General features: G+C 41.1%; 22 protein-coding genes. 14 read left to right on the top strand and 8 right to left on the bottom strand.

Going from position 1 to position 23,910, the window contains the following annotated elements; genetic code table 11:
* Positions 1-7 precede the first annotated feature (7 nt).
* From O2Q26_RS14280 to O2Q26_RS14225, 12 genes are all read left to right on the top strand, one after another.
* On the top strand, positions 8-1,159 hold the full coding sequence (locus O2Q26_RS14280) for an acyl-CoA dehydrogenase family protein (RefSeq protein ID WP_289216540.1): 1,152 nt from the start codon (positions 8-10) through the stop codon (positions 1,157-1,159).
* A gap of 20 nt (positions 1,160-1,179) precedes the next feature.
* A complete protein-coding gene (locus tag O2Q26_RS14275) occupies positions 1,180-2,364 on the top strand; it encodes a thiolase family protein (protein ID WP_289216539.1) in 1,185 nt (394 codons plus the stop codon).
* A gap of 113 nt (positions 2,365-2,477) precedes the next feature.
* Positions 2,478-2,786, top strand: a complete 309-nt coding sequence (locus O2Q26_RS14270; RefSeq protein WP_289216538.1) for a PaaI family thioesterase — start codon at positions 2,478-2,480, stop codon at positions 2,784-2,786.
* 272 nt (positions 2,787-3,058) lie between these two features.
* Positions 3,059-3,718: a carboxymuconolactone decarboxylase family protein gene (locus O2Q26_RS14265; protein ID WP_289216537.1), complete on the top strand. Its 660-nt coding sequence runs from the start codon at positions 3,059-3,061 to the stop codon at positions 3,716-3,718.
* Between the two features lie 211 nt (positions 3,719-3,929).
* The gene (locus O2Q26_RS14260) at positions 3,930-5,987 is read left to right on the top strand and encodes a BglG family transcription antiterminator (protein ID WP_289216536.1); all 2,058 of its coding nucleotides are present in this window, start codon (positions 3,930-3,932) and stop codon (positions 5,985-5,987) included.
* A 26-nt stretch (positions 5,988-6,013) separates the two neighbouring features.
* Entirely contained in the window at positions 6,014-6,487 is a 474-nt protein-coding gene (locus O2Q26_RS14255; RefSeq protein WP_289216535.1) for a PTS sugar transporter subunit IIA, read from the top strand.
* 13 nt (positions 6,488-6,500) lie between these two features.
* Positions 6,501-6,785 carry a PTS sugar transporter subunit IIB gene (locus O2Q26_RS14250; RefSeq protein WP_289216534.1) on the top strand — a complete coding sequence of 95 codons (285 nt, stop codon included), beginning with the start codon at positions 6,501-6,503 and terminating at the stop codon, positions 6,783-6,785.
* A 20-nt stretch (positions 6,786-6,805) separates the two neighbouring features.
* Entirely contained in the window at positions 6,806-7,090 is a 285-nt protein-coding gene (locus O2Q26_RS14245; protein WP_289216533.1) for a PTS sugar transporter subunit IIB, read from the top strand.
* A 51-nt stretch (positions 7,091-7,141) separates the two neighbouring features.
* On the top strand, positions 7,142-8,401 hold the full coding sequence (locus tag O2Q26_RS14240) for a galactitol-specific PTS transporter subunit IIC (RefSeq protein ID WP_289216532.1): 1,260 nt from the start codon (positions 7,142-7,144) through the stop codon (positions 8,399-8,401).
* Between the two features lie 14 nt (positions 8,402-8,415).
* Complete coding sequence (locus O2Q26_RS14235; RefSeq protein ID WP_289216531.1) at positions 8,416-9,447, top strand: zinc-binding dehydrogenase; 1,032 nt, start codon at positions 8,416-8,418, stop codon at positions 9,445-9,447.
* Positions 9,448-9,465: 18 nt separating this feature from the next.
* Positions 9,466-9,621, top strand: coding sequence for a hypothetical protein (locus O2Q26_RS14230; protein ID WP_289216530.1), 156 nt, complete (start codon positions 9,466-9,468; stop codon positions 9,619-9,621).
* 18 nt (positions 9,622-9,639) lie between these two features.
* A complete protein-coding gene (locus tag O2Q26_RS14225; protein ID WP_289216529.1) occupies positions 9,640-10,683 on the top strand; it encodes a galactitol-1-phosphate 5-dehydrogenase in 1,044 nt (347 codons plus the stop codon).
* 65 nt (positions 10,684-10,748) lie between these two features.
* On the opposite strand, the gene O2Q26_RS14220 is transcribed toward O2Q26_RS14225, so the two are convergent.
* From O2Q26_RS14220 to O2Q26_RS14205, 4 genes are all read right to left on the bottom strand, one after another.
* Complete coding sequence (locus O2Q26_RS14220) at positions 10,749-11,096, bottom strand: YflT domain-containing protein (RefSeq protein WP_289216528.1); 348 nt, start codon at positions 11,094-11,096, stop codon at positions 10,749-10,751.
* Between the two features lie 131 nt (positions 11,097-11,227).
* Positions 11,228-13,690 (bottom strand): alpha-amylase family glycosyl hydrolase, encoded by a 2,463-nt coding sequence (locus O2Q26_RS14215; protein WP_289216527.1) that lies wholly within the window; start codon positions 13,688-13,690, stop codon positions 11,228-11,230.
* A 239-nt stretch (positions 13,691-13,929) separates the two neighbouring features.
* The gene (locus tag O2Q26_RS14210; RefSeq protein WP_289216526.1) at positions 13,930-14,073 is read right to left on the bottom strand and encodes a hypothetical protein; all 144 of its coding nucleotides are present in this window, start codon (positions 14,071-14,073) and stop codon (positions 13,930-13,932) included.
* A gap of 248 nt (positions 14,074-14,321) precedes the next feature.
* Complete coding sequence (locus O2Q26_RS14205; RefSeq protein WP_289216525.1) at positions 14,322-15,344, bottom strand: AimR family lysis-lysogeny pheromone receptor; 1,023 nt, start codon at positions 15,342-15,344, stop codon at positions 14,322-14,324.
* A gap of 273 nt (positions 15,345-15,617) precedes the next feature.
* Here O2Q26_RS14205 and O2Q26_RS14200 point away from each other — a divergent pair, with 273 nt between their 5' ends.
* On the top strand, positions 15,618-17,660 hold the full coding sequence (locus O2Q26_RS14200; RefSeq protein ID WP_289216524.1) for a catalase: 2,043 nt from the start codon (positions 15,618-15,620) through the stop codon (positions 17,658-17,660).
* 26 nt (positions 17,661-17,686) lie between these two features.
* Here the strand turns inward: O2Q26_RS14200 and O2Q26_RS14195 are convergent, their stop codons facing one another.
* From O2Q26_RS14195 to dhaK, 4 genes are all read right to left on the bottom strand, one after another.
* Positions 17,687-19,876, bottom strand: a complete 2,190-nt coding sequence (locus O2Q26_RS14195; protein ID WP_289216523.1) for an FUSC family protein — start codon at positions 19,874-19,876, stop codon at positions 17,687-17,689.
* A gap of 214 nt (positions 19,877-20,090) precedes the next feature.
* On the bottom strand, positions 20,091-20,471 hold the full coding sequence (dhaM, locus tag O2Q26_RS14190) for a dihydroxyacetone kinase phosphoryl donor subunit DhaM (protein ID WP_289216522.1): 381 nt from the start codon (positions 20,469-20,471) through the stop codon (positions 20,091-20,093).
* A 3-nt stretch (positions 20,472-20,474) separates the two neighbouring features.
* Entirely contained in the window at positions 20,475-21,092 is a 618-nt protein-coding gene (gene dhaL / locus O2Q26_RS14185; protein WP_289216521.1) for a dihydroxyacetone kinase subunit DhaL, read from the bottom strand.
* Between the two features lie 18 nt (positions 21,093-21,110).
* On the bottom strand, positions 21,111-22,106 hold the full coding sequence (gene dhaK / locus O2Q26_RS14180) for a dihydroxyacetone kinase subunit DhaK (RefSeq protein ID WP_289216520.1): 996 nt from the start codon (positions 22,104-22,106) through the stop codon (positions 21,111-21,113).
* Positions 22,107-22,295: 189 nt separating this feature from the next.
* Here dhaK and O2Q26_RS14175 point away from each other — a divergent pair, with 189 nt between their 5' ends.
* Entirely contained in the window at positions 22,296-23,867 is a 1,572-nt protein-coding gene (locus tag O2Q26_RS14175) for an EAL domain-containing protein (protein ID WP_289216519.1), read from the top strand.
* The last annotated feature ends 43 nt before the right edge of the window (positions 23,868-23,910 follow it).

Genomic DNA, 23,910 nt, shown 5'->3' with positions numbered 1-23,910 from the left:
TGAAGTCATGGATTTTCATTTAGAAGATGATATTCAGGTTCTTAAAAAGAGCGTGCGCGATTTTATTCAGACAGAAGTGGAAGCGGTGGCTATGGATATTGAAAAGCAAGACAAAATTCCTAAACGGATTATTGATATGTCCAAAGAGATGGGCTTATTCGGGTTAAGCATTCCAGAAGAGTATGGAGGTCTCGGCATCGGGATGGTGGGGAAATGCGCTCTATATGAAGAGATTGGGGCAACCCACAATGGGTACACCACATTGATAGGAGGTCATACAGGGATTGGGACCGTAGGAATCGTGGAGCTTGGGAATGACGAGCAGAAGAGCAAGTACTTGCCGGCACTAGCGAGTGGTGAATCAATTGGAGCTTTTGCTCTGACGGAACCGAGTGCCGGATCGAATGCCACAAACTTAAAAACTACAGCCGTACTCGAAGGGGATCACTATATAATAAACGGAACTAAACATTATATTACAAACGCAACGGAAGCTGACATCTTCACCGTCATGGCTGTTACAGATTCTAGTAAAGGAGCAAAGGGGATTACTTCCTTCATCGTAGAAAAAGACTTCCCCGGCTTTCACGTGGGAGCGGTTGAACCGAAGATGGGGCTCCACGGGTCGCAGTCTGCAGAGCTTATTTTAGAAGATTGCAAGGTACCTGCTGAGAATGTTCTAGGAGAGGAAGGGCAGGGCTACGTGAATGCCTTGAAAATTTTAGCAACTGGTCGAGCTGGTTTAGCTGCGAGAAATCTCGGTTCATCACAGAAATTGCTGGATATATCCATGCAGTTTGTACAAGAACGCGAGCAATTCGGTGTTCCTATTATTGATCATCAAGCTGTCGCTCATATGGTTTCGGAAATGGCTGTGGAAATTGAGGCATTAAGATCGTTTACTTATCGAGTAGCATGGATGGCAGATGAAGGTGAAAAAATTATAAAAGAAGCAGCTATGCTGAAATTATACGGGTCGGAAGTCTACAACCGCGTGGCTGATAAAGCGGTGCAAGTCCACGGAGGAATCGGCTATATATCCGATTATCCGATAGAGCGATTTTTTCGTGACGCACGAATTACAAGAATCTATGAGGGGACCTCTGAAATTCAAAAAAATATCATAGCCGGCCAGTTGAGAAAAGAATACAGTCTTTAAGTAGTAAGGAGGGGGATTTCATGACAGAAGACTTTGTTATTGTAAGCGCGGTTAGAACTCCTATCGGCGGATATGGAGGATCTTTGAAAAAATTGAACTCTGGTCATTTAGCTTCCATCGTTATAAAAGAAGCTGTCTCACGCTCGGGAATACCACTTGAGCATATTGACGAAACGATTCTGGGTGAAGTGAGGCAAACCACGGAGTCTTCCAATGTGGCTAGAGTTGCCGCATTACGTGCCGGAATTCCAGAGTTTTCTCCTGCTTATACAATTAATAGGTTATGTGCGTCAGGGATGCAATCCATTGCTTCAGCTGTTCAGCAAATTACCTTTGGTCAAGCAGAAATTGTAGTTGCAGGTGGTACAGAGAGTATGAGCAACTCACCGATTTACATTCGCAACTCACGTTTTGGCGGTGATCAAACTAGATTAGTCGATTCTAATGTAGAAGTGGGTCAGCAGCCGCAGGAAATTTACGGTGACGATCTTGGGATGGGGATGACAGCTGAACACGTCGCCGAAAGGTTTAATATAAACAGAGAAGATCAAGACTTTTTTGCCCTGGAAAGCCAACATCGTGCCAGCAGGGCTATAAATGAAGGGAAATTCAAAGAAGAAATGGTTTCTATTGAAATAACAGATAGAAAGAAACCTTTCCTAATGGAGACCGATGAACACCCTCGCCCCGAGACGACCTTTGAAAAGCTGTCTTCTTTAAGACCAGCCTTTAAAAAGGATGGATCAGTCACTGCCGGGAATGCGTGTGGAAGGAATGATGGGGCTTCCGCTCTCGTTATTATGAAAGAATCGAAGGCAAAAGAATTAGGCCTCCAGCCACACGCTCGAATAATCGACTGGTCAGCTTCAGGAGTTTCTCCAGAAATTATGGGGATAGGACCTGTCCCTGCAGTAAAAAAGCTATTAGAAAAAACATCTAAACAAGTTCAGGATATCGGTCTTATCGAACTGAATGAAGCCTTTGCCGCTCAAGCATTAGCAGTTATTCGTGAGCTCTCTTTAGATCCGGAAAAGGTTAATGTAAATGGAGGTGCCATAGCACTTGGACACCCCGTAGGTGCGAGTGGCGCAAGAATAATAACGACCCTCCTTCACGAAATGAGAAGACGAAAAGAACAGCTTGGTGTTGCTGCCCTGTGTGCGGGTGGGGGACAAGGGATGGCTATGATGTTTGAACAAATCTGAAAGCAAGGTGAAGTGTGCATGACTAGATCAATAGATAAAATAAGAGAAAGTTTGAAATTAGTCCTTTCTTTAAACATATCGGGTTTGAAATTCTTCATTTTGAAGAGGGAGAAGTGATCCTGAAGCTTCCTATTTCTAATCAGCTATTAAATGCTAATGGAACGCTGCATGGAGGAGTCCATTCGACCATGCTGGATCTTATATTAGGAATGACCATCCGATCGACGACGAAAACACGCTGCACGACGATCAATTTAAATGTAAATTACCTTAATCCGGTATCGCAAGGTCACCTATCTGCAAAAGGGAAAATCCTTCAGAAAGGATACCGTACCGTTGCTGCAGAAGGTGAGTTATTTAATGAAGAAGGAAAAATGATTGCAAAAGGTACAGGAACGTTTAAGCTTATTCGTGAAGATTAGAGCTATGCTAATTCATGGAATTTTTTTTTGCGGTCGTCAATTATTCATATACTTTAAACGGGAGAACGGGTGGTATATGGGTTTCATTAAAAAGATCCGTAATAGGGTCTTTTTTTATTTATGCTATTGATGAATGTGGGCGAGAGCTGTATTTCTTTTTTTTACTTTAATAATTTTATCCCTCTTTACTCCTAATCAAAACTCAAATCCTTTTAATATATAAGAAAATTCAGTAAAATAATCAATGAATTTATAAAAAGGCGGGGATATATATGACAGATGACGCACTATATAAAAAATCGTATTTTTCAAGGCTGCCAGAGCTTGGCGACTTAGCACCAGAAGCTTTCAAAGCTTTCGTGGAATTCGACCAAAAGGCTGTAGCTCCGGGGGAACTTACAGCTAAATTCAAGGAGATTATAGCAATTGCAGTCGCGCATACGACAGGGTGCCCGTACTGTATTGAGGTTCATGTAAACAATGCAAAAAAACAAGACGTTTCCCGTGAGGAGGTAAGCGAAAGTATTATGGTGGCCACTGCTTTAAAAGCTGGGTCAGCAGTGGCTCATGGAGGAAATGCTCTTAACGCTTACGACGGGAATTCGGACCAAGAGCTGTACAAGCAGCAGTATTTTGATAGAATCAAAGAATTTGCAAAGTTATCGGGTGATGCGTTTCAAGGGTTTATAGATTTTGATAAGAAGGCGATGAAAGCTGGTGTCTTATCTGCGAAAGAAAAAGAGCTGATTGCGGTAGCTGTCGCTCATACGACAGGTTGTCCTTATTGTATAGACATTCACACGAAAGGGGCTAAAAGCCAGGGAGCTTCAAAAGAGGAAATTGCGGAAAGTATTTTTGTAGCAACGGCTTTAAAAGCAGGTTCAGCTATTGCCCATTCTGTAAACGCGTTGAACGCTTATGACGCTGAATAAAAGGAGGAAATGTAAAGCCTCTATTTTGGTCAAACAAAATAGAGGTTTTTTTGTTGAACAATAGTCGAAAGATGCTGATAAATCAGCACTGAGTCTGTGATTATTAATGTAAATCACGAGGTTGTACATAAAATGTCCGCTCATTTGTGATGAAAGCGTATTCATGAGTGGGGTGTGCGGTGCTATCATTTGAATGGAAGGAGGAGTTAAGTTGTCGCTTAGTGATCGTAATAAAACAATTTTGGATGAACTTATCAGTAATCCGAGTATCACTAGTATGGTATTAGAGAATAAATACGACTTATCACGCCGACAGCTTGGTTACAGTTTTAACAAAATCAATGAATGGTTGGTGGCTAAAAACCTTCCTGTCATTGAGAGAACACGACAAGGCCATTTCATCATTGATCAGTCTGTTTTTACGATGATAAGCGGTGAAGAGGAGATTGTTCCTTTGGAAACTCCTTTTCTGAACGAGGATCAGCGAGTATATTTTATTACCATGATGCTGTTAAGCAGTGAAGAAGAGCTTTCATTAAGCCATTTCACTAGTGAACTAGAAGTTAGTAAAAACACGATTCTATCTGATTTAAAACAGGCACAGTCATTAATAAACGATTACGGTTTGACGATCCGCTACACTAGAAAGTCTGGTTATCTATTAGAAGGTAAAGAATTCCAAGTTCGTAAACTTTTAATTAATGTTACGTATCAACTGCTCCAGCTCGGCAGAGGTGCGGAAAGAATCCGCAAGCTCGCCCGAATTAACAATGAAGAAATAGAGGATATAAACAAACGAATAGAAAAAGTAGAAAACAAACTTAACCTTAAATTCACTGATGAGAAAATGGCAACCATGCCATACATTCTCATTTTAATCTTACGAAGAATTGAAAAGGGAAATGAAGTTCAGTTCTTTTCCATCAAATATGAGGAATTGTCTGATACGAAAGAATACTTGGCAACAGAAGAGATATTTCAAGATACTGAGCAGATACCGGTTCAAGAACGATTATTTATGACATTGCACTTATTAACAGCTAACGTCTATTGGTCCGATTACTTAACGGATAATGACGCCATTCCAGACTTACTGCCAGCTATTGACCAAATGGTCCGTCAGTTTGAAAAAAGTGCCTGCATTTATTTACAGGATCGAGACCAACTGTTGAATAAGCTTCTCCAGCATGTAAAGCCGGCTTATTATCGCGTTAAATATCAGTTGACAGAAACGATGGAAATTCAAGATTCATTAAGTAAGGAATTCAAAGAGTTACATCATTTAGTGAAACGATCGACAGCACCACTAAAGAAATTAATAGGGCAGGAAATTCCAGAGAATGAACTCACTTTCATCACGATGTTGATTGGCGGATGGATGACAAAGCAAGGGGACAGTATCCAGGAAAAAGTGAAAGCGATTGTTGTCTGCCCACAGGGTGTTTCTGTTTCAAGACTTATGTTTAATGAGTTAAGAGATTTGTTTCCTGAATTCATCTTTTTAGATTCTTTATCAGTACGGGAATTTTTGGAGTATGGCCTGGATTACGATGTCGTATTTTCCGCAACATCTCTTGAAACGAATAAAAAGCTGTTCGTTACAAAAGCATTTCTCAGCTGGGAAGAAAAGTACCGGTTAAGAAAGCAAGTGATGCTCGAACTTCATGGTTACATGGCTAATGACATCACGGTGCCACACCTGCTGGATATAATTAAAAACCACTCGACGATTCACAATGAAAAAGAATTAGCGAGAGATTTGGAACGTTACATTAACCGTGATGAAGAATCCTCTTTGAAACAAAATGTCCGAAACGGGGATTTGAATTTAGATGAGCTGATTCCAGCCAGGAATATTTCAATAAGACATTCGATTACTTCTTGGGAACAAGCGATTGAAGAGAGTGTGAGGCCTTTACTAAACTCAGGAAAAATTGAAGCTGGGTATGTTCAGGCTATGGTCAATCAAACGGAAAGAGATCCTTATATTATTTTGGGTCCTAATATAGCTATTCCCCATGCTGCTCCTGAGGAAGGCGTAAACGAAGTAGGGATGAGCCTGCTGCGATTAAAAAAAGGCGTGAAGTTCAGTGAAGATTACACCATCAACATCATCATTGTCATTGCCGCAGTTGATAAGCAGCAGCACATTCATGCCCTCATGCAGCTTCTTAAGCTGGCAGGTTCAGAAACAGATCGTGACCGAATCATCAACGCAAATTCTGTTCATGAAATCCATAACGTATTAGCTTCCTATTCTATCGATTAATCATTTGAAATAACGAGGTGAAGATATTGAATGAAGTTTATTTTGATGAATCGGTTATTTTACCAGATATACATTCTGCAACAAAAGAAGAAGTTCTTACAGAAATGTCCCAAAACCTTGTAGATAAAAATCTAGTAAAAGAGAGCTTTATCAAAGCAATTATTGAGAGAGAAAAAGAGTTTGCTACAGGACTTCCAACCGCAGGGTTCTCTGTGGCAATCCCCCACACCGATATTGAACACGTGAATCGTAAAACGATCAGTGTAGGGATATTAAAAGAACCCGTAGATTTTGGAGTGATGGGAGACGAGAGTGAAACGACCCCGGTGAGAATTGTATTTTTACTGGCGATGAACGAATCACATTCACAACTATCCCTGTTGCAAAAGCTGATGCAGCTCTTTCAAAACGAAGAGACGCTGAGATATTTAGTAGAAGAAAAAAGTCAGAAGAATATTAAAGAGTTTATCGAAGAAAAGCTGGATTTCACAAAACTTTAAGGAGGTCATAGAAATGAAAAAGAAACAAGTGTTAGTTGCATGCGGAGCAGGAGTGGCCACTTCAACCGTGGTAAATGGAGCAATTGAAGATATGGCGAAAGAGAATGATTTGAAGGTAGATCTAGTACAGATCAAGATTTCAGAGGTTGGAGGGTACGAAGATACAGCTGATTTACTTGTCACGACTGCGATGACAAAAAAAGAGTATCCCTTCCCAGTCATTAACGCTCGTTCCTTTTTAACAGGGATTGGTACAGAAGATACGAAGAAACAGATTCTTGAAGAACTGAAAAAATAATTTAAGGGAGATGGATGATAATGAAAAAGAAACAAGTATTAGTAGCATGCGGAGCAGGAGTAGCCACTTCAACCGTCGTAAATGGAGCAATTGAAGATATGGCGAAAGAGAATCATTTGAAGGTAGATCTAGTACAAATCAAGATTTCGGAGGTTGGAGGGTACGAAGATACAGCTGATCTACTTGTCACAACAGCGATGACAAAAAAAGAATATCCGTTCCCAGTCATTAATGCCCGTTCTTTTTTAACAGGGATTGGTACAGAAGATACGAAGAAACAGATTCTTGAAGAATTAAAAAAATAAGAGACAAAGGCGAGTGAAGCTAACTAAACGAGTGTAGGGAGGAAGGTTCATATGCAAGGTTTTGTTGATATAGTTCAAGGTTTTCTTGATTTGGGTGCTACCGTCATATTACCAGTAGCTATCTTTTTACTAGGGCTACTGTTCGGACAAAAGCCGGGAAAGGCATTTCGTTCGGGTTTGACGATTGGAGTTGCCTTTGTTGGTATCTTCCTAGTTGTAGATTTACTAGTTAACAACTTAGGACCAGCTGCTCAGGGAATGGTGGATCGCTTAGGTGTGGAGTTGAATGTAATTGATGTCGGCTGGCCGGCTTCGTCTTCCATAGCATGGGCTTCCGTAGTTGCAGCCTTTATCATTCCTTTAGGTCTGGTTGTAAACGTTATCATGTTGGCGACGAAAACGACAAAAACGATGAACGTTGATATTTGGAACTTTTGGCATTATACATTCATGGCTGCGATGGTTTATGCCATTTCAGGAAGTATTGTACAAGGATTGATTGCGGCAGTAATTTTCCAGATTGTTTGCTTAAAGGTTGCTGACTGGACAGCGCCGATGGTCAGTGAATTTTATGAACTGCCGGGCGTGTCTATTGCAACAGGGAGTACTATTTCATATGCACCTGGTATTTTCTTAGTACGTCTTCTTCAAAAAGTACCTGGAGTGAAAAACTGGAATGCTGATCCGGATACGATTCAAAAGCGATTTGGAATCTTCGGGGAATCAATTTTTATCGGGTTGTTTCTAGGAGCAGCAATTGGTATCTTAGCTGGCTATGGAGCTGGAGAAGTTATAGAAATCGGTATGGCAATGGCTGCCGTTATGGTACTGATGCCTCGTATGGTGAAGATTTTAATGGAAGGCCTGATGCCGGTTTCTGAATCAGCACGTGAATGGCTGTCTAAAAGATTCGGAGACAGGGAGATTTATATAGGATTAGATGCAGCGGTAGCATTAGGTCACCCGGCTGTTATCTCAACTGCCCTCATTCTTGTACCCGTAACTGTCGTATTGGCTGTCATCCTACCTGGGAACGCCTTGCTTCCTTTTGGTGACTTGGCTACGATTCCGTTCATTGTGGCATTTATTGTAGGTGCGGCTAAGGGTAACATCGTTCATTCCGTGATTGTCGGTACTGTTATGATTGCGCTGTCCTTGTATTTGGCGACAGACGTTGCACCGATATTTACAGAAATGGCAGTCAATGCTGACTTTGATATGCCGGAAGGATCGGCAAGTATATCAAGTATTGACCAGGGTGGAAATATGGTGAACTGGGTTATTTATAAAGTATTTGCGCTCTTTAACTAAGGAGGATTATTCATATGAAAGCACTTGTTAAGACGGAATTAGGATTTGGAAATTTAGAGGTTCAAGAGAAAGAGATTCCAACAACAGGACCTGACCAAGTGAAAATTGAAGTGAAGTATGCTGGTGTATGTGGCTCGGATATTCATACGTATGAGGGCCATTATAAAGTGGCTGCTCCCGTAACGCTGGGACATGAATTCTCTGGAGAAGTTGTTGAAATTGGTAAAGGAGTGACTGAATTTAAAGTAGGAGATCGTGTCACTTCTGAGACGACTTTCTATATTTGTGGCGAATGTGAGTATTGTCGTTCAGGCGATTACAATTTATGTAATTATCGAAAAGGTTTGGGGACACAGCAGGACGGTGGATTCGCCAAATACTTGATTGCCCGTAAGGACAGTGTGCACCACCTCCCTGATAATGTGGACTTCCAATCTGCTGCAATGACAGAGCCGCTGGCTTGTACCTATCATGCTGTAGCCAAAACAAAGATCAATGAAGGAGATATTGTCGTTGTCATTGGTCCGGGACCGATCGGTCTGTTTACTGCACAAGTTGCAAGAAGCCGTGGAGCGACTGTGCTGATTACTGGCTTGACTAATGACAAAGTTCGGTTGAAAAAAGCAGAGGAAATCGGAATAGACTATGCCGTAAACACTCAGGAACAAAATATTAAAGAGCTTGTCAATAGTTTGACTGATGGATATGGCGCGGATGTTGTCTTTGAATGTTCTGGGGCAGCTCCAGCAGCCAAACAAGGGCTCGACCTTCTTAGGAAAAAAGGGCAATATGCTCAAGTCGGAATTTTCGCTGAACCTGAAGTTTCTTTTGACCTTGAAAAAATTATTCAAAAAGAAATCCGTTTAGTAGGAAGCCGCAGTCAAAAGTCAGATGACTGGGAACCTTCCCTTGAATTAATGAATAATGGCAGTGTTAATGCCAAAGCGATGGTTACTCACGAGTATGATATTACCCAATGGGAACAGGCATATGATGCGATTAAAAGCGGTGAAGCTATTAAGGTACTTTTAAAACCTGTGGAATAAAAAGAGGAGGGGTATGAAATGGTCGATGCACTATTGGATTTCATGTTAGGACCTATGAGGGGAATAGGTGAAGTTTATTTTGAATACCAGGCCATATTTAACACGATTATTGTAGGTGCTGCCATTTATAAAATAGTTCAGAGGAATAAAAACGCTCAAGAAACTACAAGTTGATGGAAAGGGGGGAGAGCGATGAAAGCCCTCAATCTATATGGAAAACAAGACCTCCGATTTGAAGAAACAAAAGAACCTGCGATCGAAAAAGAAGACGATGTAATTGTGAAAGTAATGGCTGTTGGGATATGCGGATCAGACATCTCAAGGTATAGCAAATTAGGGCCTTATATACAAGGGATGACGTTTGGTCATGAATTTTCTGGAATAGTGTCAGAGGTTGGCTCGCAAGTTGAACACATTCAAGTGGGGGACCGGGTGGCCGGGTGCCCCACCTATTATTGCGGCAGCTGTGAGAGCTGTCGAAAAGGAGAGTTATCACGATGTGAGCACCTAACGGTCATTGGGGCCCGTCATCCAGGAGCTTATGCTGAATATGTGAAACTCCCTTTAGAGAATATCATTTCACTTCCAGAGCAGGTGGATTTCGAGACAGCTGCACTCATAGAACCATCTTCGGTTGTAGCTCACGGCTTCTATCGAACGACTATGGAGCCAGGAGAAGAAGTAGCGATTATGGGCTGCGGCAGTATAGGTTTATTGGCTATTCAATGGGCAAAAATCTTCGGTGCAAAAAAAGTCTATGCCATCGATATTGATGAAGTGAAACTTGAAACAGCTCAAAAAGTAGGTGCGGACGTATTGATCAATTCGGTGGAAAGAGCTGCTCACGAACAAATTAACGAGCATACAAAGGGACAAGGTGTAGATGTCGCTATTGAATCAGCGGGATCACCCGTCACATCAGCTCAAATTTTTGCTCTTCCAAAAAAGGGAGGCGAAGTGGTTTTTATGGGGATTCCTTATGCAGACATTCAAATTGAACGATTTTATTTTGAAAGAATCGTTAGAAATGAATTAAAAGTGTTAGGCTCCTGGAATGCGATATCTTCCCCTTTTCCGGGAAAAGAGTGGGAAGCCAGCGTTCATTATATGAGAACCGGTGAGATAAACGTGAAACCGATGATTTCTCATAAGCTGCATTTACACGACGGTCCTGAGACGTTCGGACGGATCATTAATCGAAAAGAAGACTACGTAAAGGTGTTGTTTGAACCTTAAAGTGAGATTCTTCTTCACATTGAAATAAAGCAAAAAAAATCTGCCCTCTCAGGCAGATTTTTAAATTATACTAGGATGTGCTCTACATTCTCATTGCTTGTAACAATCAGAAGTACTTTTCCTTCATCCATGTCCTCTTCATATTCGTGAGCATCCTCTTCAGAAAAACCTATTTCCTGAAGCTTAGCACGGAGCTCATCCCCTTTTTTACTGAAGATATTTCCTACAAAGGTTTTTACATCTTGTTCTGAAAGACCAATCGTATTTGCGTTGGCATTGTCAGCAATACGCTTTGTACGGTCATCGTCGTGGGATAATACATAAATCTCTTTGCTTGAGATTCCGTTATTTTGAAGTTTTTGAACAGCTTCCATAAGTTTTTCGTCATTTGTAAATTCTTTAATATATGGCATTTTATACACTCCTTGGATTGGTTTGATTTATATACCTGTGATTCCCAATACGTTCTGACGTGAAACATAGTAATCGGCACACTCGTATCGAAAAGGACAGCTTCACTTAAGAGTGAGGCTGTCCTTTGCTATTACTTATCTGCTTTTAGTTTGCCTTTCACTTCATATATTTCTACAGAATTTGCGGGAGTTTCAATGTTAAGTTCCCCTTTTTTACTTTTCAGCTTTGTGCCGTCTAATAAAGAAGTCAGGCGAACGTTGTTTGGCGTTTTTTGATTATACAGGTCAAACAGTTCGACAGACTGATCGTTGTCTCCCTGATTCACTACAACGATTACTTTATTTTGCGGAAGCGTACGTTCATAGACGAGAGTGTCCTGATTAGAATGGATGACATTGAATTCGCCATGTGTCAACGCTTTATTGTCATCCCGAATTTTAGTCAAATTCTGATAATGCGCTTTTAAATCTAAGTTTTGTTCTTCTTCATCCCAAGGCATCATCTCGCGGTAATAGCGATCTTTCCACTCGTCTACAAGGTTATGGTCGCCGCTTTGTGATAAGCCTACTTCATTTCCATAATATATGATAGGGGCCCCTGGTAAAGTGAACTGCAGTGAAGCCGCGTTTTTCATCGTGTTGACGCTGCCATCAGCTTCATAAATGAATCGTGGAACGTCATGACTGTCCAGGAATGTAGCTGGAATGAACTCTTCATGGTACGAATCGAAAATAGTTGTAAGAGATGTGCCGAATTCGTTCATGCTTTCTCCATTGATTAATGCATCGGAAATGGCAGACTGTGTTTCGAAGTCAATCGCCCCGTCAAGTTTTCCGGAGTAAGAATTAATTTTATCCAGATCATCCCAAACTTCTCCGAAAATGAATGCTTCAGCATCATTTTGTTTCACAGCGTGACGGAAATCCACCCAGAAACTATAGCTGGGGCCTTTGGCATAATCTAAGCGGAACCCATCTACACCAATTTCATCCATCCAAAATGGTACGACAGTATTAAGCATGTAGTCTCTTGTTTCTGAATGGTCGTTATTCAATTCTGGTAATTCTTTTACATCGTAAAATGTTTCATACTCTTCCGGCCATTTTAGAAAAGTGAACCAATCATAATACGAGCTGCTTTCCCCTTTGCTGACGGCATCCTGAAAGAATTCATGTTGATCGGAAACGTGATTAGGTACGAGGTCATAAACGACTTTCATATTTTTTTCGTGAGCTGCATCTACTAATTGTTTCATCAGCTCGTTACTTCCAAATCGATCGTCAATATTGAGAAAATCTGTAGGGTGATAACCATGTGAGTAAGGACCTTCGTAAATAGGTGATACCCAAATTGTATTAACCCCAAGACTTTCAATATAATCTAACTTCTCAATAACCCCTTGAAGGTCTCCGCCCATCCATCCTTTTAAGCGTTCATCTTCGGGAAGTGAAGGGTCTACAGATGTATTATTACTTTCATCACCATCACGGAAACGGTCTACAAACACTTGATAGATCATAGACTCTTTAGCCCATTCAGGTGACTGGTAATCTTCCACATAGTATGCGAACTCTGTAGCGTCTTCAGAGGTCAAGGCGTTGTTATCAGCAAACTGTGATCCTTCGCTTGCCGAATCCCAAACATCAGTCTTATATTTCACACGAGTATTATTTTTTTGTTTAGGAATCGTTGCTTCTAAAAGACTAGTTTGCAACCCTTCCTCATTCGTTTCCATATTTTTTATTTTTAGTGGAGAGACTTCTCCGTTCGATACGCTCCCTCGAGTTCCTTGTGGCGTTGACCCATCGGTAGTGTAGTAGACTGCTCCTTGATCAATAGGACCGTAATGTTCAACCGTCACTTTGATGGTAGTTTCATCATGTTTGTCTGGTGTATATGGCTCATGGTTGAAATTATGTGTCACTTTGTTCGCTACGGGAATGTTCTCCCATTCTGTAACTTCGTCCTTGTAAACTTTATTATCCGTCGTAAAAATTGCTTCTCGAGGTGCCTCTATTTTTTCCTGATAAGACTCTCCTCCTAAACTGTACGTATATTCCAGAGTCTCTCCAGCTTCTCCTTTAACCTCAATTCTGTAAGTATCCTCTGCTGATTTTTCAAGTGGACTTGCCGTGTAATTGAAGTCGTTTTTGTTTGAAGCTATGGTCGGTACTACCCAATCAGGAGTTTCAGCTGGTACTTTAACTTCTAACGTCAGACTTCCACTTGAAGTGTCGGCAAGCGTTACAGTAACCTTACGTTTCTCCATTGGATCAAAGACAAATGTATACTTTCCATCCTGTGGAGGAGTGAATTCCAAGTTGCTTCCTTCCATCCAGTTCCCGTCATAAACGTACTTGAACTCTACATTTTTGCCGCCCTCTAAATAAATGGGTTCACTTACCCATGCTCCTTGTTCTTCGTCGTATGTAAGTGGGTTATTGTCAGAGCTCCAATCCAAAGAATCAGCGCTTCCTCTGACAACTACTGATTCATAAACATGGTCATCAGCACTTATCGTCGATTGTGCAACCGATTGCGCAAAAGACAATAAAAAAATAATAATCCCGATAGATACAAGTAATTTCTTCAAAATATCATCCCTTTCTTCTTTTTTTGTAATCGCTTTCATAATACAGGGGTTTCAAGAAAATGTATATAGTATAATGGAGTCATCTTTGTATTTAGAGGTGATGTTTTAACTTAACTTTTCATCAGAGGCGCAGTCGTCTTTGACAATCAAGAAAATTTATACATAGAATTCTGATGTCTTTAAACGAGCTGAAGGTATATCCTGCATAAGGATATACCTTTTTAAGTCAGCATTGAAGTTTAAATCGATAGTGTTACATAAAAACTCCCTTTAATAGACCCCATTCCAGGATCCCCTGGGTCCTTTGTATACTCAGTTTCTCCAGTAGTTGAGGCACCGATCAATAAAACAAGCAACAGAATGGACGGAATTAAAGCTTTCATTACAAACCTCCTGTATTTTATTGATGTTGAAAATCCAGGTCTTGCAATTTTGAATTAAATACAAGGGAGCGATTATTGCACTGGGTCTGGGATGGTATTAAATCTTTATGACGGCGTTAAACGAGGATGTGAGGTTGGAGTGATGGCTGTATAAAAGTTTAACTGGTAATTAGATCCATTATAACACTATATTAATAAAATAAAATGATTGAAATAAAAAAATCACGATAAGGAGAAACGTGATTTTTCTAAAATAAATATCGATTTAAATAATGGATAGGCAAATTGGCGAAAAACAGATCACCATTCTCATGTTTGAATCTTTCATGGGCACTTATAAGCATTTCTTTACTATTTGTAGCGACGCCCAAGTAAGTTTGTTGAAAAGGGGTTGGATTTTTAAGAGGAAGCAGAATGTGTTGAGCCTTTTTAAAATCACGGTCGGCTATGGCCAAATGAGCCGTTTCAATTGGATCTGCAGTGGTAATATGTTCTGTTCGCTGATGGAAAGCACATATAAACGGAATGGTGTGGTTTTCAATAGAATTGATGGATGATTCCAATTCATAATCCTTTGCGATTTCTAAAGCAGTTTGAGCGTATTCAAAAGAATACTCGAAACTGTCAAAAACATGACATAAAGCGAGGATGTGGTTCATTTTACATAATTGGTGGGGGGAAATTACTTTATTCAAGTATTTGTAGGCATGCTTTTTTGCTAAGAGTATATTATTAGTCTTCCAATAATGCTGAAAGGCTAACTCTTCGAATCTTAACTTCATGAAATAATGAAATAAGGGTTCGTTCACTTTGTTTAATGATTCAAAACAGTCTTCCATATACTTATCGAGCCCGGTATATCTTTTTAAATCATAATACCCATAAACAATTGTAAAAAAGTGTAAGCATTGGGTGGAAGGATGCTGAAATTCAAGCGACTCCAATTTGCGGAGTTGCTGATAAGTGAGAGGGGATTTCTTCCTGTCTAATAAAATCTGATAAAGAGCTGTCGCTTCATCTGTGAATGGTTCAGTGTTAAGCAGTGATTCTGCTTCTTGATAAAAATCGTTCATGTACAGAAATTCCAGGTAGGCCAATTGGTCTTCAAATGTCTTTGGAGAGGTGTTCAAGCAATAATCCTTGACTAAGGTGGTAGCTTCGGTTCGAGAATGGACCTTCAGTAGCTGATGATACGTCTTATAAACAGTAGAGGTTTGTTTTATTTGAATCTGTGTAATCGGACTTGGTTCTATAAGATTATGACACCCCATGATTGACCCTCCCTATTTACTCATCTACATTGTTCCTTTAATTATATATGAATTATTGGGAAAATAAAGAAAAATACCTCCTTAAACTGTATATTTTACTTGCGAATGTAAGGCTGTGATAGTAAATATGACTTATTTAGTTTAACAGACAGTATTATATATGTCTGAATATTGTTTAATTTTAATGTAAGACAGTTTAGGTATAAGGCAGTAGTGGTATATAAATATAGTATTTAATATACATAATTAACCATTCAGGGAGGGTTACATTCTATGGGAAAAAACAATGAGCAGAATAAGAAAGATGAACAGCTGGAGAAATTTCGCACAGATGATCGCGGTAAGAAAATGACGACCAACCATGGAACAAAAGTATCTGAAGATGAGTTTTCACTAAAAGCGGGAGAGCGCGGCCCTACATTAATGGAAGACTTTCACTTCAGGGAGAAAATGACTCACTTTGATCACGAAAGAATTCCTGAAAGAATCGTACATGCCCGTGGCTTTGCTGCTCACGGCGAGTTTCAAGTATATGAATCAATGAAGGAATATACTAGAGCTGGATTCCTGCAGGATCCATCAGTTAAGACTCCTGTCTTTGTAAGATTTTCTACCGTTGCAGGCAATAAAGGGTCTGCAGAAGCTGTACGTGATGCCCGCGGGTTCGCAACAAAGTTTTATACGGAAGAAGGAAATTATGACCTTGTCGGAAACAATATTCCCGTGTTTTTCATTCAAGACGCACTGAAGTTTCCTGATATCGTACATGCAGTGAAGCCAGAGCCTCACAATGAAATGCCGCAGGCAGCTTCGGCTCATGATACATTTTGGGATTTTGTTGCTAATAATCAGGAGTCGGCACATATGGTGATGTGGACAATGTCAGATCGAGCGATTCCTCGCAGCTTCCGAATGATGGAGGGTTTCGGGGTCCATACGTTTCGATTCGTCAATGATCAAGGGGAAGCTCACTTTGTGAAGTTCCACTGGAAGCCACTGCTCGGCACGCACTCACTGGTATGGGATGAAGCACAAAAAATAAACGGTAAAGATCCGGATTTCCACAGAGGTGATCTCTATGAATCAATTGAGGCAGGAGATTATCCTGAATATGAGCTTGGAGTCCAGGTGATCAAAGAAGAGGATGAATTCAGCTTTGATTTTGATATATTAGATCCTACTAAGCTTTGGCCTGAAGAAGATATCCCAGTAAAAATAGTCGGTAAAATGACTTTGAACCGGAATGTGGATAATGTGTTTGCCGAAACAGAACAAGTCGCTTTTCATCCGGGTAATGTCGTTCCAGGAATTGATTTTTCAAATGATCCTCTTCTTCAAGGGCGTTTGTTCTCCTATACGGATACACAATTAATCCGTCTTGGTGGACCTAACTTTCATGAACTGCCGATCAACCGACCTGTTTGTCCTTTCCATAATAATCAGCGTGACGGCTATGGACGTATGACAATCAATAAGGGACCTGTCAGTTATCACAAAAACTCGTTGGCCGATAATACCCCTGAAACGTCTACTGAGGAGGAAGGCGGTTATGTTCATTACCAGGAGAAAGTGGAAGGCCGTAAAGTAAGAGCAAGAAGTGAGAGTTTCAAAGATCATTTTTCTCAAGCCACACTCTTTTGGAATAGTATGAGCGATGCAGAGAAAGATCATATTATTCAGGCGTTCAGTTTTGAATTAGGTAAAGTGAAAAACCCTTCTATCCAGCAGCAGGTAGTCGATATGTACGCCAATGTCAGCCTTGAATTAGCACAGGGGTTTGCTGAAAATATTGGTGCTGAGATCCCGCAGACAGGCGGTTCTGGTGTAACAAAATCTTCTCCAGCTTTAAGTCAGGAAAATACGAACAAAAAACCTCAGACTCGTACAGTAGCTGTTTTAATAGCTGAAGGATTCGATGGTTCAGAAGTCAGTTCAATCCTGGATGGACTGAAAGGAAAGGGCATCCAGCCAGAAATCGTAAGCGATAAGTTAGGAACCCTGAAAGGTGCTGATGGTGCAAAGGTAAAAGTGGGCCATACGTTCTTAACTGGTGAATCCGTCCTTTTCGATGCTATCTATGCTGTGGGCGGCAGTCAGATAAGCGAGAAAACACATAAAGATGCGATGTACTTTATAAATGAAGCCTTTTCTCATTTCAAGCCGATCGGGGCGACGCACCACGGTAAGAAGTGGCTGGAGGAAGCGAAGATCACAAATAGTCCAGGTGTCGTTCACGGAGATGATGCGCAAGCTTTTGTTAAAGAGTTTACGGAAGCGATCGCTGAGCACCGTCACTGGAGCAGACAGCTCGTATAAATGAAAAATCCTTGTAGAATTCTTTTCTACAAGGATTTTTCTGTTTGAGATGCGCCCAACTTTTCACCAAGTAATATAAGCGATTGATTCACGCGCCAAATATAGTAAACATGGTGTACGAGGTCGATATAGTGCTGCTCTTCCAAGGGCGCGCCGCGTTCAATTAGCTCTCGTTCCTCTTGTAACGTGTATAATGTTCCACCCGTCTGATCTCCATCCAATATCTTCTTTATAGTCGTGATGTTGTGGGACATCTGATTTTCTAATGTTGGAAAGGTTTGACGAACTTGTTCAGGATAGCCTATGTTTTTGAGGTAAGAGGAGGCTACTAAATGGTCGGCGTAATAGTTGATAGCTGTAAATATAGTGACCCATCTAGGCAGTTCAGAATGACGACGAGTACCAGCGTGCTGCATGATCGGCTCCGCTTCATCTAAAACGGCTTGCAATTTCTCGTCAAGTGTAAAAGCCTGATCGGCGAGCTCCTTAATATTAATCTCTTCTGTAAAACTGCGGATGTATTGAGTCATATAAATATCGAGTTCTTCTAAATATTCGCTGAAGGTTTCGTATACCTTATCTCTCGTCTTTGTCGGAAAAAGAAAAGAAGAAACTATAAGAGCGATACCTGCACCTGCAATCGTGTCAATAACACGGGCACTTAGTAAGGAGAAGCTGATCCCGCCAAGCATTAAGTCATACATAAATGCAATGAGCATCGTGATGAAAAGGCTCATCATCGTATAGGATACAGTCAATAAATAAAAAGCAAAAAATACGACTGCAAAAAGCAGAAAGACTTCTAATTGGGAATTACCTGACACGAGATTGGCTAAGAAAAATCCGATCACCGCTCCTATAATGGTACCTATAGAGCGCTGCAGTCCTTTTAAGTAAATGCGTCCGACTGATTGTGTTCCTAGTAAAACGATGAACGAAGTAAGTACGACCCAATATGGCTGAACGGGAGAGATGGCATACCCGACCACGATCGATATGGATCCAGCGACTAGCGCCTGGTACGCTTTTTTAGTAGTTGGTTCAAGCCCTTTTTTCTTATCGGGCTGATCTGTTGGGGATTCTTCCTCCTGCTCTTCTTTTTTATCATCTGAGGGAGTTAATGGTTCTTCATTTTTTACTTGTTGAATAGAGAGGGCGGCGCGCGTCACATGATTTGCGGTGGATTCGATGCGTCTTAACAGATAGTGCCACCCTTGTGGATCGCCCTTATATTGAGTGAATAGATCATTTATTATTGACCTGAGTTCACCTATGGCCTTCTGAGCTTCCCTCAAATTCTCTTCATCGTAGTCCACTGCAAGTACATCAGCCTTTTGAAGAGAAAAAACCACTTTAGCTAAACGGTATCTCACGTCAGCAGCTTCAAGTCCTTCATTTTCTTTAAGTTGAGTGAGAGAATCTGCTAATGTGGCTACGAACATAGCAGTGTCGAACACGTATAACTTCACCTGAGCGGCAGTAAGACCCGGCCACAATTCTTTAATATCATGTACATTCAAATCTGCCGATACGTGCCCGGCATATTCGCGCAGTTTTTTCACATTGTACAAAAGCCGCTTGTTATACCTGTCGCTTGTAGAAGAACCTTCCAGCATCTTCATCAGGAGTTTGAACGTAAGGTTGGCTTGTCTATGGAATGAATTCATGCTTCTTCTTAATAGCTGGGCCGATCCTTTAAAAAGAATAAAGTTATTCAAATAGGCATAAGTTACTCCGATGAAAATTGCCATATAAAACCAGAGAAATTGTTCTGAAGGTAATTTTAAAAACGATGCAAAATAAACTGTCATGAATGCAATCATACCTAAAGAAAAGTAGCGGCTTCCATATTTCGAGAAATAAAAAGCGCTGAATATGATAGCAATCATCAATGCCGAGACGAGATATGCGTTATAAGCTAAAAGAGAACCAAAGGTAACGCCTCCCATAGCTGATAAGCTTAGTAGGAGAGTCGTCACCTTTTTTTGTTTCGTTGTGTCGTCACTCACGACTAAAATTCCCATCATGCCAGCGATTCCGCCCATGATTGCTGGAGTGAGTTCAGGACCATCCGCCCAATTAATAATGATGAGGACGGTGAAAACCGAGAAGATTAAGCTGAGGGTGGCTTTTCCCGCTTGGTTAAGCCGTTTCCTTCCAGGATCTGAAGCGAGGAAACGGCTTAACAAGTAGGGTTCTTTTAATAAATTTTTCAATGGATGATCAACCTCTATTTGCTAGTCTTGTAGAGCCGTCTATTCTATTATCATAATGACCGAGAGGGAAGGAAGCAACCTTTTCCGCTTGTCGATAGTAAATGTAGAAGAAGTAAGCGCTCTAATAAAAATACCGTCCTTTTTCAAAAGAAAAGTGGACGGTTATTTATTGCTTTATAGCCTATTTAATTTCATACGCTGCTAAAACCACGATCTAGTCTTCATGCAGTGCTCGTTCAGCAGCTAATTTCACTTGAGCCAGACTTTTGCCCATTCCAGATTCTACAGCCGCTACGTAAGCACCTTCTAATAATGGAGCATTAGCTATTTCAATATCATCGAATTCACTCATTTCCACAGCGACTTCCGCGTTCATCATGGCGCTTCCTAAATCGTAAATAAGCAAAACACCACTGTCAGTATGCGCTCGTTCGATGGCTGTCTGGATTTTTTCGACACTTGTCCCGATTCGCCCATCATTCGTACCTCCGGCAAGTTCGATAGGCACATCTTTCGCTACCTGATGAATGATTTCTTTAATCCCTTCCGCAACTTTTGCGCTGTGTGAAATGAGTACGATACCTGCTGGTTCCATGCGTTATCGACCTCCTTCAATAGTTTCAGCCAAAGCTTCAAATACATAAAAGGAAGAGACGGAACCTGGGTCTAGATGACCGATTGAACGGTCACCTAGATAAGAAGCGCGTCCTTTGGTAGCTTTTATATCTTTTGTTTTTTCCATAGAGTCTTCTGCCGTATGTTTGAGCAGACTTGCATCGAAGTCATCACTTTCCTTCATTTTCTCTATAACAGGAGCCCAAACATCAATGAGGGTTTTTTCACCTTCTTGTGACTTCCCGCGCTGCTTCAATCCTGCTAGTGACTCTTCTAAACCATTTAAGAAATGAGTATAATCCGCACTTTTCCCTTTCAACGAAGTAGACAACTTCAGGAACGCTGTACCATAAAGAGGGCCAGCCGCACCGCCGACTTTACTCATTAACGTCATAGCCGTATCTTTAAGTGCATCGGAGACACTTTCGTAACTACTATCGTCGAGTTTGACAACGACTTCATTAAAACCTCGGGCCATATTAATGCCGTGGTCCCCGTCTCCTATAGCCTGATCCAGGGAGGTCAAATATTCTTTTTTGCTTTGGATTTTATCATTCGTCTTTTTCATCCATGTAATGATGTCATGAGCCGTAAGTTCCATAATGATTCTCCTTTCATATCAGATACGAAAAGCAGGTGCGCTTGATTCGGCATCAAGCAAAGGTTTCATTTCTTCGTCCAGCTTCAGGAGTGTGACTGAGCATCCTGACATCTCAAGGGACGTCATGTAATTTCCTACAAAGGTTTTATGAATATTCAAACCGCGGTCTAATAAAATTTCATTTATTTTTTTATTTAAAATATACAACTCCATTTCTGGAGTAGCGCCCATCCCATTGACGATGAGTGCTACATCATCGCCACGGTTGAACTCAATGTCTTCAAGTACTTTGTTCGTAAGCTCTTCAGCAATTTCGTCTGCAGAAGTAACTCTTTTCCTTTCGATGCCCGGCTCGCCGTGTATTCCGATGCCAATCTCCATTTCGTCATCTTCTAAAACGAAGCTTGGTTTACCTGCTGCTGGCACAGTGCAAGGAGTAAGTGCCATCCCCATGGAGCGTACATTGGCTGTAACCTTTTCTGCTATGTTCTTGACTTCCTGCAATGATCCGCCGGCTGCTGCTTTAGCTCCAGCAATTTTATGAACGAAAATTGTCCCGGCTATGCCGCGGCGTCCAGTTGTGAAAGAACTGTCTTCAACGGCAACATCATCATTGACGATAACTTTCTCAACCTCAATGCCTTCGGCTTCCGCCAGTTCAGCAGCCATATCAAAATTCATGACGTCTCCGGTGTAATTTTTGATCACAAGGAAAACCCCTGCGCCTCCGTCGGCAGCTTTAATGCCTTCAAAGACTTGATCCGGGGTCGGAGAAGTGAACATCTCCCCACAAACCGCTGCATCCAGCATCCCGTCTCCAATATAGCCTGCATGAGCAGGCTCATGTCCGCTTCCCCCGCCACTGACTATCCCTACTTTATTCTGCAAGGGAGCATCTTTTCTTGCGACGACTGTAGTTTCCGGGATTTGTTTAAGAGCGTCAGGATGTGCAGCTATCAACCCTTCTAGCATATCCCGTACAACATATTCTGGATTGTTAACGATCTTTTTCAATTGAACCTCTCCTTTTTGTTTTTGGCTTGGCTCATATTCTGAATAAAGTATACGCTTTCATTTTATTACAAACTTTGAGGAATTACGAATCAATTCGTGATTAAGTTATTTATTTATTAGTAAAAAGCTAAGCAGCGTAAAAGATTGACCGATATAATAATAAAGGACTGTTAAGGAGGATATTAAACAATGGATGATCCGTCTCACCTCGTTAATGAGCACACAATTAAGCAAGCATTAAAATCCAACGAATTTCGACTGTATTATCAGCCGAAAGTTGATTTGACAACAGGAAAAATAACAGGTGCAGAAGCTTTAATACGATGGGAACATCCCGAGTACGGACTGATGCCGCCAGGGCAATTCATACCGGAGGCTGAATCTTCAGGCTTGATCATTCCGATTGGGGACTGGGTGCTTAAAACAGCATGCTATCAAGTCAGGGAATGGCGTGAGAAGGGTTTGTTTCCTATTATCATGTCTGTAAACTTGTCTGTCAGGCAGTTTTACCAGCCGGACCTTATCGACAGGGTTCGAGACATTCTAGAAGAAACAGGAATTGATCCTGGCTGTCTTGAGATGGAAATAACTGAAAGTATGATGATGGATATAGATGTTGCGAATGAAGTACTGCGGGAATTGAAAGCTATGGGGGTTCAAATAAGCCTTGATGACTTCGGAAAAGGGTATAGTTCCCTTCATTATTTAAAAAATCTTCCGATCGATAAAATCAAAATCGACCAATCGTTCATCCAGAATTGCACACAGGATAATAACGATGCCACGCTTGTAAAAACAATGATCGTCATGGCTCATCAGCTCAATTTTGAAGTAGTAGCCGAAGGAGTCGAGCAAAAAGGACATGTTGCTTTCTTACAGCGGAATTTATGTAATGAAGCTCAAGGCTTTTTGTTTAGTAAACCTGTTCCTGCTCAAGAGTTTGTGAGGAAGATGCACATTGTCGACCGTGTCATTGAAGAGCATGGTCTACCTTCAAATGTCACGTACAAAAATTGGATGGAAGAAGAATTACAAATGGCGCGCCAGGAGCTTTTGGAAACGGTTCGTAAACAACAAGGTATGATTCTTAAATTCGTCAAACGTGACGGTAAATTTATTCATACTTTATGTGATGGAGAATTACTTTATCGAATGGGACTGACACCTGAGCATGTCGTAGGAAGGGAGATGAAAGAATTCCTTCCGAACGAAGTGGCGGAGGAAAAAACCGCTTATTATGAAAAAGCTTGGAGCGGATCCAAAAGAGTCACTTATGAAGCCGAAGTGAATGGTATTCATTATATTTCTTCCCTGAGACCGATCAGCAGAGGCGGAGAGATCATTGAGGTGATAGGCTCGAGCGTGGATATTACAGATAGAAAGAAAACGGAAGAAGCGTTGCGTAAAAGCGAATCAAAATATCGTTTCATTGCTGATAACATCACAGATCTAATTAAAGTCATCAATAGGAAAGGGATTGTGGAGTACGCCTCCCCTTCACATGAAAAAATGCTTGGGTATACGTCTGATGGCTATTTTGGAGAGCAAATTTTCGATTTTATTCATCCTGAAGATTCAGAGAGGGTCTACAACAAATTCAAAGAAATGGTGGCGACTAAACAAGTTCAACGAGCAAACTACCGCTACAAACACATCGATGGAAGTTGGGTGGATGTGGAAGCAAGAGGGACGCCTGTTCTAGGGCAGAATAACGAAATGACTCATGCGGTCATCGTCGTCAGGGATCAGGCGAAGTTCTAATCAGAGTACGAAATGTTCTTGTTCATCAATAACTCATTTAATA

Origin of the sequence: Halobacillus campisalis, from assembly GCF_030345335.1 — a bacterium.
Lineage (GTDB): Bacteria > Bacillota > Bacilli > Bacillales > Halobacillaceae > Halobacillus_A > Halobacillus_A campisalis.
Note: the sequence above shows the minus strand (reverse complement) of the source record. Positions and strands in the feature narration are given on the sequence as shown.

Excerpts from the sequence above, each read along its gene's own strand:
- O2Q26_RS14240 (WP_289216532.1), top strand. The coding sequence starts at position 7,142 with ATGCAAGGTTTTGTTGATATAGTTCAAGGTTTTCTTGATTTGGGTGCT.
- O2Q26_RS14265 (WP_289216537.1), top strand. The coding sequence starts at position 3,059 with ATGACAGATGACGCACTATATAAAAAATCGTATTTTTCAAGGCTGCCA.
- O2Q26_RS14200 (WP_289216524.1), top strand. The coding sequence starts at position 15,618 with ATGGGAAAAAACAATGAGCAGAATAAGAAAGATGAACAGCTGGAGAAA.
- dhaM (WP_289216522.1), bottom strand. The coding sequence starts at position 20,471 with ATGGAACCAGCAGGTATCGTACTCATTTCACACAGCGCAAAAGTTGCG.
- dhaL (WP_289216521.1), bottom strand. The coding sequence starts at position 21,092 with ATGGAACTTACGGCTCATGACATCATTACATGGATGAAAAAGACGAAT.
- O2Q26_RS14225 (WP_289216529.1), top strand. The coding sequence starts at position 9,640 with ATGAAAGCCCTCAATCTATATGGAAAACAAGACCTCCGATTTGAAGAA.
- O2Q26_RS14280 (WP_289216540.1), top strand. The coding sequence starts at position 8 with ATGGATTTTCATTTAGAAGATGATATTCAGGTTCTTAAAAAGAGCGTG.
- O2Q26_RS14175 (WP_289216519.1), top strand. The coding sequence starts at position 22,296 with ATGGATGATCCGTCTCACCTCGTTAATGAGCACACAATTAAGCAAGCA.
- O2Q26_RS14220 (WP_289216528.1), bottom strand. The coding sequence starts at position 11,096 with ATGCCATATATTAAAGAATTTACAAATGACGAAAAACTTATGGAAGCT.
- O2Q26_RS14235 (WP_289216531.1), top strand. The coding sequence starts at position 8,416 with ATGAAAGCACTTGTTAAGACGGAATTAGGATTTGGAAATTTAGAGGTT.
- O2Q26_RS14275 (WP_289216539.1), top strand. The coding sequence starts at position 1,180 with ATGACAGAAGACTTTGTTATTGTAAGCGCGGTTAGAACTCCTATCGGC.
- O2Q26_RS14245 (WP_289216533.1), top strand. The coding sequence starts at position 6,806 with ATGAAAAAGAAACAAGTATTAGTAGCATGCGGAGCAGGAGTAGCCACT.
- O2Q26_RS14205 (WP_289216525.1), bottom strand. The coding sequence starts at position 15,344 with ATGGGGTGTCATAATCTTATAGAACCAAGTCCGATTACACAGATTCAA.
- O2Q26_RS14210 (WP_289216526.1), bottom strand. The coding sequence starts at position 14,073 with ATGAAAGCTTTAATTCCGTCCATTCTGTTGCTTGTTTTATTGATCGGT.
- O2Q26_RS14250 (WP_289216534.1), top strand. The coding sequence starts at position 6,501 with ATGAAAAAGAAACAAGTGTTAGTTGCATGCGGAGCAGGAGTGGCCACT.
- O2Q26_RS14230 (WP_289216530.1), top strand. The coding sequence starts at position 9,466 with ATGGTCGATGCACTATTGGATTTCATGTTAGGACCTATGAGGGGAATA.